We start from the raw sequence: 13,153 nt of genomic DNA, 5'->3' as shown, positions 1-13,153 counted from the left end.
CCGGGCTCAGCCGCCAAGCGCCGCGATCATCCGCTTGGCGTGATCGGCGAGCACGGCCATATCTTCCTTGCGCGTCTGCGCCGGCAAGAGATCGACGCCGGCCCTGACAGGCATGACGTGCATGTGCAGGTGAAGCACCACCTGCCCGCTGGCCGGCTCGCTGAACTGCTGGAGGATGATACCCTCCGCGTCAAACGCCTTCATCGCCGCAATCGCGATTCGCTTGGCCGTCCGGGCGACGGCGGCCAGATCGTCCTCCGCGATATCCAGGATGCCGCGCGCCGGCGCCCGCGGAATCACCAGCGTGTGTCCGGGCGCGCGCGGCATGATGTCGAGGAAGGCCAGACTGCGGTCGTCCCTGAAAACCTCGAAGCAGGGAATCTCGCCGCGCAGGATCTTTGCGAAGACGTTCTGATCGTCATAGGCCGTCATGGACCCCTCCGTCGCTTGCGGGGCGCGATCAAACGCGCTCCTTTCCGTTGACGCAAGCGAGCCGGCCGATCTATCCACGATGGCAGGCAGGATGGCTCCATTGGCGACAAATATCGATCCCGGACATAATGTCGAGAGTGCGCGGCGCGCGCTCGGGGCACGGCTGCAAGCGGCCGGCATCGAGCAGGCGGCCCTCGATGCGCGCCTGCTCGTCGGCGCCGCGCTGGAGCTCGATCTGACCGGTATGGTGACGCAGGCATCGCGACAACTCACGCCTGAGGAGACCACGCGGCTCGAACGATACGCGCAACGCCGGCTCGCGCATGAGCCGGTCGCCCGCATTCTCGGCGTGCGAGACTTCTGGGGCATGCCGTTGCGGTTGTCGGAGGCGACGCTGGTACCGCGGCCGGACACCGAGACTGTCGTCGAACTGGCGCTCGAGATCTTCTGGGGCCTGTCGATATCGGGGCGGCGCCCGCGAATCGCTGATATCGGCGTCGGATCGGGCGCCATCCTGCTCGCATTGCTGCGGGAGATTCCCGACGCGTTTGGCGTCGGCACCGATGTCAGCCCGACGGCGCTCGATACGGCGCGCGACAATGCGGCCGCCCTCGGCCTCGTCGATCGCGCCGGCTTCGTCGCCTGCTCCTATCTGACGGCGCTGCGCGGCCCGTTTGACCTCATCGTCTCGAACCCGCCCTATATTCCCTCCGCCGAAATTCCGAAACTGAGCATCGAGGTGCGCGAGCACGATCCGCATCTGGCGCTCGACGGCGGCAATGACGGATATGACGCCTATCGCGCCCTGATCCCGCAGGCCGCCGAACGTCTCGCCCCCGGCGGAGCGCTGATCGTCGAGGCCGGACAGGGGCAGGCCAGAAATATTGAAACCTTGATGATAGCAGGCGCGTTAACGGTGGACAGGCCACCCAAGGCCGACCTGGCGGGCATTCTGCGGGCCGTTTCGGCCCGAAAAATGCCCCCATAAAAGCCGGATTGGCTTGCAAAAAGCTCTTGGAATATCCCTTGGGAACGACTACGTTCCGATCAACACATCGGTGCCGGCCCCGTAGACCTACGGGCGAAAGCCGGGCTCTCGGGCGAGAGCTTTACTGATAAAGGTTCCAAGCCGCAGGTCCTGTGAAGCGCGATAGCCATTGGAGCTGCGCTGCTCTCCGACCGCAAAGTGAACGAAAGCCTGATATTGCGCTTGAAGACTTACGCAACACAGCTGGGCTTGTTTCGGCAGGCAAAATGAATGGGTTCGCTGGCGATCAGTGCTGGCGGGTGGGGAACGCGTCCTTGTTTGAACGCGACGGTCGACGAACATCGGCAGGGTTCGATCCGCTCTTGGGCGCGGTGCGCGCGAGCGATGTGAACCGCTGTCCAGGTCACTCCTAGCAATCAAGTAATGCGTGCAACGTTTAGGGCTGGAATTAAAGGCAGGACATGAGAAACGGTCAGAACAAGCAGCGGATGCGCAACCGCAACAATAACAATAACAACAACAACCGGCGCAGCCAGAACCCGATGACCCGGGTCTACGAGTCCAACGGACCCGACATCAAGATCCGCGGCACCGCCTCGCACATCGCTGAAAAGTATCTCCAGCTCGCGCGCGACGCGCGCTCTTCCGGCGACCCCGTTGCAGCCGAGAACTACTACCAGCACGCCGAGCATTATTTCCGTCTGATCGCCGCGGCCCAGGAACAGTTCCGCCAGAATCAGCAGCCGCGCGGCGACGAGCCGATCAGCAGCAACAGCGACGACGGCGACGACGACGGCGAGAATTTCTCGAATTTCGGCCAGGAGCCGGGCTTCGTCCCGCAGCCGCAACAGCAGCAGCCCTTCGCGCGCGACCGCGACGGCCAGCGCGATCATCACCAGCGTGACCATCAGCAGCGCGAAAACCAGCCCTATCAGCGCGATCAGCAGCAACCGCGCGAGCACCGCGAGCGCGACCATCGCCCGCAGCCGCAATATCAGCCCCAGCCGCAACCGCAGAATCAGCCGCAGCCCGTCGTCACCGACACCGGCAGCGTCGATCGCCTGCCCTCCTTCATCACCGGCGCGCAGCCGCAGGTGAACGGCGGCGCGAATGGCGGCCAGGCCGGTTTCGAGGGCGGTGCCGGCGGTGGCGAACGCTTCCCGCGCCGGCGGCGCCGGCCGCATGGCCCGCGCCCCGAGCGCGAAGCAGCTCCGGCCGCGTCGGGCGATGATCTCGCGCCCAGCGAGTAAGTGAGCTTCTTCTGATCGACTGATCTGGAATCGTCCCGGCCTCGCCGGGACGATTTTGTTTTTGACGACCACCGGTCGCGGCAACGCTTGTGACCTAGCTGCGCGTCACCGTCGTCGAGGATGGCACCAGCACGGGCTTCGCGAGTGAGGGAATGAGCCGCGCCCGCTCGCGCTTGGCGGGGATCGCGCGGTAGACCTGCTTGGTCGCCTCCACGATATGGACGCCGGCAAAGGGCAGCGACAGTGCCGCACCGGCGCGCTCCCACATCTGCGCCGATTTCAGCACCCAGCCGCCGGCATAGGGCGGCATGAACAGCGCCTCGCCCCAGGCGGTCGGCGTGAACCAGGTCTGGCGCAGCAGGTCGGTGATCTGCGAGCGTGAATAGGGCCGGCCGTGACCGAACGGCGTGCTGTCGGTGCGGGTCCACACCCCGCGCCGGTTCGGGATCACCGCGATCACGCGCCCGGACGGCGACAGTACGCGCCAGACCTCGCGCAGCAGCGCGGCCGGATCGTCCGACATCTCCAGCGCGTGGACCAGCAGGATGCGGTCGACCGCGGCGTCGGGAAGCGGCAGCGAGAATTCGTCGACCAGAGAGGCCAGCGCCGGCCGTCCCGTCGGCCATTTCAGGACGCCCTGGGCCGCCGGCATGAAGGCGAGGCAGCGCTCGGCGTCTTCGCGGAACAACCCCAGATAGGGGGTGGGATAGCCGAGGCCGAGCACGCGGTGGCCCTCCGCCCTCGGCCAGCGTTCCCTGATGCCGCGATTGATCATTTGCCGCGCCACGATCCCGAGGCGGCGGGAATAGAACTCGCGGAGGTCGACGACGTCGATGGTCATGACGGCAATGTAACATGCGCGAGACCGCCGCCGCGCGCGGAATATTGCATTGCCTGCGCAACGTTAACGCCATATTTGTCTGGCGGGGCTGAGCCCGATGGAGATGACATGGCCGCCGAAATTCGTACTTTCAGCTGTTTAAACGACAATTTCGGCTATCTGATCCACGATGTGGAAACCAAGGCGACGGCGTCGATCGACGCGCCCGAGGCCGGCCCCATCCTGGCAGCGCTGGAGCGCGAGGGCTGGCAGCTCACAGACATCCTGATCACCCATCATCACGGCGATCATGTCGGCGGGGTCGCCGAACTCAAGCAGAAATACAACTGCCGCGTCGTCGCGCCGCACGACAAGACCACGAAAATTGCGGACGTCGATCTGCGTGTTGCCAATGCCGACGTGATCAAGATCGGCAATTTGCTGGCACGCGTCCTGGAGACGCCCGGCCACACGCTCGACCACATCTCCTACGTGTTCGACACCGAGAAGACGGTGTTCGCCGCCGACACGCTGTTCTCGATCGGCTGCGGCCGGGTGTTCGAGGGCACCTATCCGATGATGTGGGATTCGCTTCTGAAGCTGCGTGCCCTGCCCGACGACTTCAAGCTCTATTGCGGCCACGAATACACGGCCTCCAACGTCAAGTTCGCGCTCACCGTCGATCCCGACAATGCGGCGCTCCAGGCGCGCGCGGCGGAGGTGACGAGGCTCCGGGCCGAGAACAAGCCGACCATTCCAACGCTGCTTGGCGACGAGAAGCGGGCCAACGTGTTCCTGCGCGCCGATGAGCCACAGGTCGCGGCAAGGCTGCACATGAAGGGCGCGGATGCCGCCGCAGTCTTCGGCGAGCTGCGCGAGCGCAAAAACAAGTCCTGAAGTACAAGTCCTGCAGAAGAAAGTCCTGACTGGATCGATGCCGACTGCAGCCGAGATCATCGCGCGCCTCGAACTCCGTCCGCATCCCGAGGGCGGCCACTATCGCGAGACGTTTCGCGACCAGACCACGGACGCCAACGGGCGTTCGCGCTCGACCCTGATCTACTTCCTGCTGGCACGCGGCGAGCGTTCGCACTGGCATCGCGTCGATGCGGTCGAGACATGGCACTATTACGCCGGTAGTCCCTTGATGCTGCGCATCGCCCACGACGGCTGCTCGCAGCACCAGGTGCGGCTCGGCACTGACCTTGCGAATGGAGACCGGCCGCAGGCGATCGTGCCGGCACAGGCCTGGCAATCGGCGGAGACGACGGGCGAGTGGACGCTGGTCGGCTGCACCGTGGCCCCGGCATTCGAATTCGCAGGCTTCGAGCTCGCACCACAGGGCTGGGAGCCGTAGTCCCGCACCGTCATTCCGGATTCGCCCGGAATGACGATCACCGCTTCCGTAGCACCATATCCTTCGCGGCAATCAAACCGCCGCCGGCAATCAGGATCGCAGCAATCGCGATGTTGGCGCTGGCCTTGGCGAAACCGGCGGCGATGAGGAAGCCGGTCGAGAGCAGCGGCGTCGCGTAGGAGGCAGCGCCGAGCACGCGGATGTCACCGCGCTTCATGCCGATGTCCCAGGCGTAGAACGCGGCACCGACGGGACCGATGCCGAGCGCGATCACCGAGAGCCATTGCAGCGTGGTCTCCGGCCAGACGGTGGTCTCGAGCAGGCCATGCATCAGCGCGGCAAGCACGGCGGTGGCCAGACAGAATCCGGCGACCGCATCCGTCGGAACGGCCTTGAGCCGGCGCGACAGCACCGAATAGGCCGCCCAGACGAACGCGGCGATGAAGGCCGCAGCCAATCCCGGCACCTGCCCCGCCACGAAGCCGGAGGTGTTGCCGGCGAACAGCAGCACGGTGCCGACAAGGCCGAGCATCGCGCCGACGATGTGATGGAGGGCGAGCCGCTCGCCCGGCAGGAAGGACGAGAACAGCACGATCAGCAGCGGCCACAGATAATTCAGCAGGCCGGCTTCGGCCGGCGGCGCAAAGCGCAGCGCGAGAAAATACAGCGCGTGATAGCCGAACAGGCCGCCGACGCCGACAGCCCAGACGACCAGCGGCTGACGCAGGCTCTTCGCCGCCTCGCCGCGGCCGATCCAGGTGAGCAGGCCGACCAGGCCGCCGATCGCGAAGGTCATCGCGGCGAGCTGGAACGCCGGGATCGTTCCGGTCGCCACCGTCATCACCGACAGCAGCGACCACATCAGGATCGCGGTCAATCCGATCAGCGTGGCTGTGCGCGGGGTCATTGACGAAGGCTCTGAGGACAACGATGCCCGGCACGAGGCCGGGCATTGTCGTCTTCACTAACGCCTTGTCGCGCCTGAAGCTACAGGCTTTTGACCTGAAGGCTTGGCGCCATATCAGGCCTGATACTGGCCGCCATTGATGGTCATCGTCGAGCCCGTGATGAAACCGGCTTCGTCGGCCGCCAGGAACACGACCGCCCGCGCGATCTCCTCGGGCTCGCCGAGCCGGCTGACCGGGATCTGCGGGATCACGTTCTTCTCCAGGACGTCCTTCGGCACCGCCTGCACCATTTCGGTGTTGATGTAGCCGGGGCAGATCGCATTGACGGTGATGCCGCCCTTGGCATTCTCCAGCGCGAGCGCCTTGGTGAAGCCGATGTCGCCGGCCTTCGCCGCGGAATAATTGACCTGACCGAACTGCCCCTTCTGGCCGTTGATCGACGAGATCGAGATGATGCGGCCGAACTTGCGCGAACGCATGCCCTCGATGACCTGGCGCGTCATGTTGAAGAGCGAGCCGAGATTGGTGTTGATGACCGCGTTCCACTGCTCCAGCGTCATCTTGTGGAAGGCGGTGTCGCGGGTGATGCCGGCATTGTTGACGAGCACCTCGATCGGTCCGAGTTCGGCCTCGACCTTCTTCACGCCCTCGGCGCAGGCATCGAAACTGCTGACGTCCCATTTGTAGACGGCAATGCCGGTCTCGGCTTTGAACTTCTCCGCCGCCGTATCGTTGCCGGCATAGCTCGCCGCAACCTTGTATCCCGCCGCCTTCAGTGCCTTGCTGATCGCAGCACCGATGCCCCGCGTACCACCCGTGACCAATGCAACACGTGCCATGTCGTATTCCTTCCCTTGGACTCTTCGGACGTTTCTGAAGCGATTGTTTTTTAACGTTGGATTATGCGGTTGGTTTGACGGACATCAAGAACAAAACGCCCGGCGTTGAGCCGGGCGTTTGTATTTAGTCGAGGCCTGCAAGATTGCGAAGAATATTTGATTTGCAACCGCTGCCTTTTTAGTCGCGTGCAACGCACTCACTGACGTGTGCAGCGCACGCGCAAACTGCGCGTAAGCTACGTGTCAGCCATCTTCAGTCGCGCGCGATGCACATCGCGATGCCCATGCCGCCGCCGATGCACAGCGTGGCGAGGCCCTTCTTCGAATCGCGCTTCTGCATCTCGTGCAGCAGCGTCACCAGGACGCGTGCGCCGGACGCGCCGACCGGATGACCGATCGCGATCGCGCCGCCGTTGACATTGACCTTGGAGGTATCCCAGCCGAGATCCTTGTTGACGGCGCAGGCTTGCGCCGCGAAGGCCTCGTTGGCCTCGATCAGGTCGAGATCGCCGACATTCCAGCCGGCCTTCTTCAGCGCGGCGCGCGAGGCCGGGATGGGGCCGGAGCCCATGATCTTCGGATCGACGCCGGCCTGCGCCCAGGACACGATCCGGGCGAGCGGCTTCTTGCCTTCCTTGGCGGCCTGCTTGGCGGTCATCAGCACCACGGCGGCGGCGCCGTCATTGATGCCGGATGCCGAGCCCGCGGTGACCGTGCCGTCCTTCTCGAAGGCGGGCTTGAGCTTGGCCATGCCGTCGAGCGTGGCGCCATGACGCGGATATTCGTCGGCGCTGACGACGATGTCGCCCTTGCGGGTCTTGATGGTGACGGGAACGATCTCGTCGGTGAACTTGCCGGCCTTCTGCGCCGCTTCGGCCTTCTGCTGCGAGGCGACCGCGAACTCGTCCTGCTGGGCGCGGGTGATCTGCCACTGCCGTGCGACGTTCTCGGCGGTGTTGCCCATGTGGTAGCCGTTGAAGGCATCCCACAGGCCGTCCTTGATCATGGTGTCGACGAACTCGACAGGACCCATCTTGACGCCGCCACGCAGATACTGGGCGTGCGGGGCCATGCTCATGGATTCCTGGCCGCCGGCGACCACGATCTCGGAATCGCCGTTGAGCAGCGCCTGGTAACCGAGTGCGACCGTGCGCAGGCCCGAACCGCAAAGCTGGTTGACGCCCCAGGCCGGGCTCTCCACCGGAATACCGGCGGCGATCGAGGCCTGACGGGCCGGGTTCTGGCCCTGGGCGGCGGTCAGGATCTGACCCATGATGACTTCCGAGACCCGACCGGGCTCGATGCCACCGCGCTCCAGCGCGGCCTTAATGGCAATGGCGCCGAGATCGTGGGCGGGAAGTGTCGCGAACGCTCCGTTGAAGCTTCCGACCGGGGTGCGGGCGGCGCTGACGATGACGACATCGTCTGACATGGGCATCTCCTGAGGCTTGAGGTTTCTTGAAAGGGGCAGGCGGGGCTTTGAGAAAACGGCTCGCCAGTCTCGTCAGCCATCCTGTTAACGTCGTTGAGGCATGTCAATCGGCCGGCGACCGAATTCATACCGCAGCGCATTCAAAATAGTGTTCTTGGCGCTTTCGCAAGCAAGATTTTGCTCTGCGATTAACCGTGCCGCACAAAACGGTAGCGTGAGCCCTTTGAAAATGCTTATTTTGTTGCGTTGCGTACTCTTCCCGCCCTGCGGCATAGCCCGCTCGGTTCCCGTTCTCCGCGCTTGCAAGTGAGAGCCCATGGCGAAATCAGACCAACCCACGACCATCAAGAAATACGCGAACCGCCGGCTCTATAACACCGGAACGAGTACCTATGTGACGCTGGAAGACCTCGCCGCGATGGTCAAGGATGGCGAAGATTTCCTGGTCTATGACGCCAAGACCGGCGACGACATCACCCGCTCCGTGCTCGCCCAGATCATCTTCGAGCAGGAGAACAAGGCCGGCCAGAACCTGCTCCCGACCACCTTCCTGCGCCAGCTCATCCGCTTCTACGGCGACAGCATGCAGATGGTGGTGCCGAAATATCTGGAGCAGTCGATTGCGACCCTGACCCAGGAGCAAGAGAAGTTCCGCAAGCAGATCGCCAACACCCTGTCCGGCACTCCTTTTGCTCCTCTGGAAGAACAAGTCCGCCGGAACATGGAGCTGTTCCAGCAGACCTTCTCGATGTTCAAGCCGTTTGCTCCCAATGCGGGCCGTCCGGCGGCCGCCGCCGAGCCGGAGTCCGACGCGAACGCCGAGACGCCGAAGGACAGCAACATCGACGATTTGCGCCAGCAGATGAAGGACATGCAGGAGCGCCTCGAGCGCATGTCGAAGAAGGACGAGTAGGACCTTTCGCGTCGACCAGCGCGTCCGCCCGCGGCGGGCGCGCGATTGGCAATTTCGCGCGCGCCTACCATTTCTTCCTCACCGGCTTTAACCCAGTCATCCTCGCGCAACGGCGAAGCCGTTGTCGCTGGAGGCCTCCGCTCCGGCGCCTCAGGATGACGGGTTGACACGCACGGAGCGCGCGATGCCCGACCGCACCATGCATTGGGACAACGTCTACGCCACCAAGGGCGAGGCCGAGGTCAGCTGGTTTCAGGATAGCCCGACGATCTCGCGCGACATGATCCGCGCTGCCAATCCGGATCGCGACGCGGCGATCATCGATATCGGCGGGGGCGCTTCGCGGCTGGTCGATGCTCTTCTTCAAGACGGATATCGCGATCTCACCGTGCTGGACCTCTCCGCCAACGCGCTCGACGCGGCGAAGACGCGAATCGGTCGGGCCTCTTCCGCGGTCGACTGGATCGTCGCCGACGCCACGGCTTGGCGGCCGGCCAGGACTTACGATGTGTGGCACGACCGCGCGGCGTTTCACTTCCTGACCGACCCGCACGACAGGGACGCCTATGTCCAGCGCCTGCGATCCGCGATTGCGCCTGGCGGCCAGATCATCATCGCGACCTTTGCGCCCGACGGTCCGGAGAAATGCAGCGGCTTGCCGGTGCAACGCCATGACAGCGCCAGCCTTGCTGCGGAGCTCGGGCCGGATTTCGAGCTGGTCGAGACGCGCCGCGAGACGCATCATACGCCTTGGGGCTCGACGCAGGCGTTTCAGTTCAGCCGGTTTCGAAAGCGCAACTAAGATCAGCTGTCATGCCCCGCGAAGGCGAGGCATCCAGTACGCCGAGGCCCATCGGTTCAATCACTGCCGTCTCTGGAATACTGGATGACAGCGGAGTAAATGGCAGCTACGCCGCCAGCTTCACCGCATGCGCGAAGTCCCAATAGAGCTTGCGCGCACGGGTGTAGAACGGGCCCGGCTTCAGCTCACGCTCGTCGATGCGGATCACCGGGGCGACCTTGGCGAAATTGCCGGTGGAGAAGATCTCGTCGGCAGCCAGGAAGTCGGCATAGCGCAGCGTCTTCTCGACCACGGTGACGCCGTCGCCGCGAAGCAGGGTGATGACGCGCTGGCGCGTGATGCCGTTGAGGAAGGTGCCGTTCGGCACCGGCGTATAGACCACGCCGTCCTTGGCCATGAACACGTTGGAATTGCCGAACTCGGCGACGTTGCCGAGCATGTCGAGCATCAACGCGTTCTGGAAGCCGCGCGAGGCGGCTTCCGCGAGCGCACGCGAATTGTTCGGGTAGAGGCAGGCCGCCTTGGCCTCGACCGGGGCGCATTCGGCGGTCGGCCTGCGGAATGGCGACAGGGTGATGGCGTTGCCGACGGGTTTGGGCATCGGCGCCTCGTAGATGCACAGGCACCAATTGGTGGTCTCGGGGTCGAACAGCACGCCGCCGCCCGAGCCGTTCTGCGCCCAATACATCGGACGGACGTAGAGCTCTGCATTGGCCGCAAAGCGGGCAATGCCTTCGGTTGCGAGCGTGAGCCAGGTGCCGGTATCGACTACCGGCTTCAGGCCAAAATTGATCGCGGATTGATTGGCGCGGGCGACGTGACGATCGAGATCGGGCGCAACACCCTCGAACGCGCGTGCACCGTCGAACACGATCGAGCCGAGCCAGGCCGCATGCGTGCGCGGGCCCATGATCGGCACATTGCCGTCGTGCCATTTACCCTCGAAGAAGGTCCAGCTCGGCGAATATTCGATCGGCTTCCTGATCTCGGCCATATCAGGCCTCCCTTGGCATGCTGCCGCAATATAGCGCCACTATTGGACGCAACATCTAAATGATTCCCTGCGCGGAATTGGTGGTTTACCCTCTCCTGCCAGGGGAAAAAGGAAGCAGCATGTCGCTCGATCCGCTCGCAAAGCGCCTGTTGACCATGATGGCTGCGGCTGGGCCGCGGGCGAGGGGCCGGCCGAGCGTGGAGGCGCGGCGGCAATCGCTGGCGAAGCTGATGCAGTTCGCGCGCACCGATGCGCCGGAGGTGACGGTGCGCGACGGTATGATGCCCGGCCGCGCCAGCGAACTGCCCTATCGGCTCTACACGCCTGCAAATGCCGATCAGCGTGCGCCTGGCTTCGTGTTTTTCCATGGCGGCGGCATGGTCGCGGGCGGCATTGCCACGCATGATCGCATCGCGGCGGCGCTGGCGCATGCCACCGGCTGCCGCCTCGTCTCGGTCGACTACCGGCTCGCACCGGAGCACAAATTCCCTGCCGCCGTCGATGACGCGATTGCCGCCACCGAATGGGTCGCGCGCGAGGCCGAATCGCTCGGCATCGATGCGGACCGTCTGGTGGTCGGCGGCGATTCCGCGGGTGCAACGCTCGCTGCGATCGTGTGCCAGGAGGCAGCGCAGACCGCCGGCCTCGCCATCGCCGCGCAATGCCTGATTTGCCCGGTGCTGGATTTCGAGGAAACCTCGCCCTCACGAGAGGCCTTTGCCGAGGGCCATCTGATCGACCGCGTCACGATCGAGGCCGATCTCTCCGACTATCTGCCTGACGGTATCGACACCGCCGATCCCCGCGTTTCTCCCTTGCGGGCAACACGGCTCACGGGTCTGCCGACCGCGATCATCCACACGGCCGAGTACGATCCGATGCGCGATGAAGGCAATGCCTATGCCCGCAAGCTGCTCGCCGCGGGCGTCGCCGTCGAGCATGTCTGCCACGACGGCATGGTTCACAATTTCCACGCCATGGGCGCGATCCTGCCGCAGGCGCAGCTGGTGCTGTCGCAGATCGGCGAGCAGGTCCGACGAGCGGTTGCGAGGTAAGAGCGCGAATCAGGCGCGCGCATCGATAACGGCCCTGGCTGCCACAACATAGTCAGGCCAATGCGCGTCCGCATAACGTTCGGCCTGCCGGGCGCAGGTGACATCGGGCGCATGCGCCGCGGCGATCATGCGCGCAAAACGTTCTTCGGCAACCGTCGCGTCATCGCGCACTGGCGCGGGTGCGGCCGCGACAGCGGTCGGAGCGACGGCGAGCCCCGCCATTCCGGCGAGCAGGATGCGGCGTGACGTGGTCATGGCTGTCGTCCTCCATTGCCCGGCCTGCACTCTGGCCGGCGAAGCGTATCGGTGCAATCACGACAGGGTAGCCGCGCCCGTCGATGCCGTCCATCGTTTGCGGATAGCGCTTGACCACGGGAGCGATCACGTTCCATCTAGCACACGATTTCGCCACACAGTCCCCGCGCGTCGGATTGTCACGTGCCCCATCACAGCCCATCGCATCGTCCGGCTCTGCGCACTGTCGCAATGGGACTGGCCTGTCTGGCGATTTCGGCCAGCGCCGCCTTCTCCGCCGAAGCCGAGGAGGACGCACCGGCAAAGCCGGCGGTCCCGAACATCTATCTCGATCTGCGCACGACCTATGCGACGATTCCGGCGGGCACGCTCGGGCTCGGCTTCGGCAACACGTCAGTGTCGGCCGCGCTCGGGGCTTTGGCGGTGCGCAGAGGCGCAGCGCCGTCGAACGGCTTGCCGGCCGCGAAATCGATTGCCGTCGACCTGCCGCTGACCGTCGACGTCAACGACCGCGTCTCGCTCTATGGCGGCGTGTCGGGCTCGACGACCGACATCGGCGGCGGCTGGTCGACGTTCGACGTCACAAGCTGGAACATTGGCGTGCAGGCCGACCTCTATCGGCAGAATGGCGGCTCGATCCCGACCATCACTTTGCAATCGACCCTGACGCAATCGGTGCCGAACGATCAGGGCATGACCAATTCGTTCAACAACATCCTGGAATTCGACTACGCCCTCGACGAGGACGAGACGCGCGGCGGGCTGGCCGGCGTGCAGTACACCACCACCACCATCGCCAGTCCGTTCGCCAGCATCCGGCCCAACACGATCCTCTATGCCGGCGGCTATTACCAATGGCCGAGCAACTGGAAGTTCACCGGGCGCCTCGGCATGCAGTCGTTCGGCGGGGCGCAGCTCGCGGGCCGGACGCTGGCGGAGTCCTTCACGCAGCCGATCCTGCGGCTCGACCTCGATCGCATGGACGACAACGACAACCGCCTGTTCGGCATCACCGCGCAGATCGCCTGGATGCCGAAGCCGTCCTACCAGGTGACCTTGCGAACGCCGCTCTATGCGGTCCGCAACTGACTGGGATCATGGTGGATAG

15 protein-coding genes are annotated in these 13,153 nt (G+C 64.7%); 8 read left to right on the top strand and 7 right to left on the bottom strand.

What is annotated here, in order from left to right; genetic code table 11:
* Positions 1–6: 6 nt before the first annotated feature.
* Positions 7–432: an HIT family protein gene (locus CIT37_RS03475; RefSeq protein WP_038950266.1), complete on the bottom strand. Its 426-nt coding sequence runs from the start codon at positions 430–432 to the stop codon at positions 7–9.
* A 91-nt stretch (positions 433–523) separates the two neighbouring features.
* Between CIT37_RS03475 and prmC the strand changes: the two genes are divergently transcribed.
* Positions 524–1,420 (top strand): peptide chain release factor N(5)-glutamine methyltransferase, encoded by an 897-nt coding sequence (gene prmC, locus CIT37_RS03470; RefSeq protein WP_028141908.1) that lies wholly within the window; start codon positions 524–526, stop codon positions 1,418–1,420.
* Positions 1,421–1,881: 461 nt separating this feature from the next.
* Complete coding sequence (locus CIT37_RS03465) at positions 1,882–2,670, top strand: DUF4167 domain-containing protein (protein WP_038972811.1); 789 nt, start codon at positions 1,882–1,884, stop codon at positions 2,668–2,670.
* A gap of 94 nt (positions 2,671–2,764) precedes the next feature.
* Here CIT37_RS03465 and CIT37_RS03460 read toward each other — a convergent pair whose 3' ends face one another.
* A complete protein-coding gene (locus CIT37_RS03460; protein ID WP_038972812.1) occupies positions 2,765–3,511 on the bottom strand; it encodes a methyltransferase domain-containing protein in 747 nt (248 codons plus the stop codon).
* A 108-nt stretch (positions 3,512–3,619) separates the two neighbouring features.
* Between CIT37_RS03460 and gloB the strand changes: the two genes are divergently transcribed.
* Complete coding sequence (gene gloB, locus CIT37_RS03455; RefSeq protein WP_028141911.1) at positions 3,620–4,387, top strand: hydroxyacylglutathione hydrolase; 768 nt, start codon at positions 3,620–3,622, stop codon at positions 4,385–4,387.
* 37 nt (positions 4,388–4,424) lie between these two features.
* Entirely contained in the window at positions 4,425–4,847 is a 423-nt protein-coding gene (locus CIT37_RS03450) for a cupin domain-containing protein (RefSeq protein WP_018320528.1), read from the top strand.
* Between the two features lie 37 nt (positions 4,848–4,884).
* On the opposite strand, the gene yddG is transcribed toward CIT37_RS03450, so the two are convergent.
* From yddG to CIT37_RS03435, 3 genes are all read right to left on the bottom strand, one after another.
* Positions 4,885–5,754, bottom strand: a complete 870-nt coding sequence (yddG, locus tag CIT37_RS03445; RefSeq protein ID WP_028141912.1) for an aromatic amino acid exporter YddG — start codon at positions 5,752–5,754, stop codon at positions 4,885–4,887.
* 114 nt (positions 5,755–5,868) lie between these two features.
* On the bottom strand, positions 5,869–6,594 hold the full coding sequence (gene phbB / locus CIT37_RS03440; RefSeq protein WP_028141913.1) for an acetoacetyl-CoA reductase: 726 nt from the start codon (positions 6,592–6,594) through the stop codon (positions 5,869–5,871).
* Between the two features lie 253 nt (positions 6,595–6,847).
* Entirely contained in the window at positions 6,848–8,026 is a 1,179-nt protein-coding gene (locus CIT37_RS03435) for an acetyl-CoA C-acetyltransferase (protein ID WP_028141914.1), read from the bottom strand.
* Positions 8,027–8,342: 316 nt separating this feature from the next.
* Here CIT37_RS03435 and phaR point away from each other — a divergent pair, with 316 nt between their 5' ends.
* A complete protein-coding gene (gene phaR / locus CIT37_RS03430; RefSeq protein WP_038950262.1) occupies positions 8,343–8,939 on the top strand; it encodes a polyhydroxyalkanoate synthesis repressor PhaR in 597 nt (198 codons plus the stop codon).
* Positions 8,940–9,123: 184 nt separating this feature from the next.
* Positions 9,124–9,741, top strand: coding sequence for a class I SAM-dependent methyltransferase (locus tag CIT37_RS03425; RefSeq protein ID WP_028141916.1), 618 nt, complete (start codon positions 9,124–9,126; stop codon positions 9,739–9,741).
* Between the two features lie 106 nt (positions 9,742–9,847).
* Here the strand turns inward: CIT37_RS03425 and CIT37_RS03420 are convergent, their stop codons facing one another.
* Positions 9,848–10,735, bottom strand: coding sequence for a branched-chain amino acid aminotransferase (locus tag CIT37_RS03420; protein ID WP_028141917.1), 888 nt, complete (start codon positions 10,733–10,735; stop codon positions 9,848–9,850).
* A 119-nt stretch (positions 10,736–10,854) separates the two neighbouring features.
* Between CIT37_RS03420 and CIT37_RS03415 the strand changes: the two genes are divergently transcribed.
* Entirely contained in the window at positions 10,855–11,790 is a 936-nt protein-coding gene (locus CIT37_RS03415) for an alpha/beta hydrolase (protein ID WP_095424517.1), read from the top strand.
* A gap of 9 nt (positions 11,791–11,799) precedes the next feature.
* On the opposite strand, the gene CIT37_RS03410 is transcribed toward CIT37_RS03415, so the two are convergent.
* Positions 11,800–12,045, bottom strand: a complete 246-nt coding sequence (locus tag CIT37_RS03410; RefSeq protein ID WP_038972815.1) for a hypothetical protein — start codon at positions 12,043–12,045, stop codon at positions 11,800–11,802.
* Between the two features lie 216 nt (positions 12,046–12,261).
* Here CIT37_RS03410 and CIT37_RS03405 point away from each other — a divergent pair, with 216 nt between their 5' ends.
* Entirely contained in the window at positions 12,262–13,134 is an 873-nt protein-coding gene (locus CIT37_RS03405; protein ID WP_095424533.1) for a hypothetical protein, read from the top strand.
* Positions 13,135–13,153 lie beyond the last annotated feature (19 nt).

Origin of the sequence: Bradyrhizobium ottawaense (genome assembly GCF_002278135.3) — a bacterium.
GTDB classification, from domain to species: Bacteria; Pseudomonadota; Alphaproteobacteria; order Rhizobiales; family Xanthobacteraceae; genus Bradyrhizobium; species Bradyrhizobium ottawaense.
This window is presented reverse-complemented; position numbering and strand designations above follow the sequence as displayed.

Bases quoted from the DNA above. Each gene is read 5' to 3' on its own strand.
- CIT37_RS03460 (WP_038972812.1), bottom strand. From the start codon at position 3,511: ATGACCATCGACGTCGTCGACCTCCGCGAGTTCTATTCCCGCCGCCTC.
- CIT37_RS03420 (WP_028141917.1), bottom strand. From the start codon at position 10,735: ATGGCCGAGATCAGGAAGCCGATCGAATATTCGCCGAGCTGGACCTTC.
- prmC (WP_028141908.1), top strand. From the start codon at position 524: ATGGCTCCATTGGCGACAAATATCGATCCCGGACATAATGTCGAGAGT.
- CIT37_RS03425 (WP_028141916.1), top strand. From the start codon at position 9,124: ATGCCCGACCGCACCATGCATTGGGACAACGTCTACGCCACCAAGGGC.
- phaR (WP_038950262.1), top strand. From the start codon at position 8,343: ATGGCGAAATCAGACCAACCCACGACCATCAAGAAATACGCGAACCGC.
- gloB (WP_028141911.1), top strand. From the start codon at position 3,620: ATGGCCGCCGAAATTCGTACTTTCAGCTGTTTAAACGACAATTTCGGC.
- CIT37_RS03465 (WP_038972811.1), top strand. From the start codon at position 1,882: ATGAGAAACGGTCAGAACAAGCAGCGGATGCGCAACCGCAACAATAAC.
- CIT37_RS03415 (WP_095424517.1), top strand. From the start codon at position 10,855: ATGTCGCTCGATCCGCTCGCAAAGCGCCTGTTGACCATGATGGCTGCG.
- CIT37_RS03435 (WP_028141914.1), bottom strand. From the start codon at position 8,026: ATGTCAGACGATGTCGTCATCGTCAGCGCCGCCCGCACCCCGGTCGGA.
- yddG (WP_028141912.1), bottom strand. From the start codon at position 5,754: ATGACCCCGCGCACAGCCACGCTGATCGGATTGACCGCGATCCTGATG.
- CIT37_RS03475 (WP_038950266.1), bottom strand. From the start codon at position 432: ATGACGGCCTATGACGATCAGAACGTCTTCGCAAAGATCCTGCGCGGC.
- CIT37_RS03410 (WP_038972815.1), bottom strand. From the start codon at position 12,045: ATGACCACGTCACGCCGCATCCTGCTCGCCGGAATGGCGGGGCTCGCC.
- CIT37_RS03450 (WP_018320528.1), top strand. From the start codon at position 4,425: ATGCCGACTGCAGCCGAGATCATCGCGCGCCTCGAACTCCGTCCGCAT.
- phbB (WP_028141913.1), bottom strand. From the start codon at position 6,594: ATGGCACGTGTTGCATTGGTCACGGGTGGTACGCGGGGCATCGGTGCT.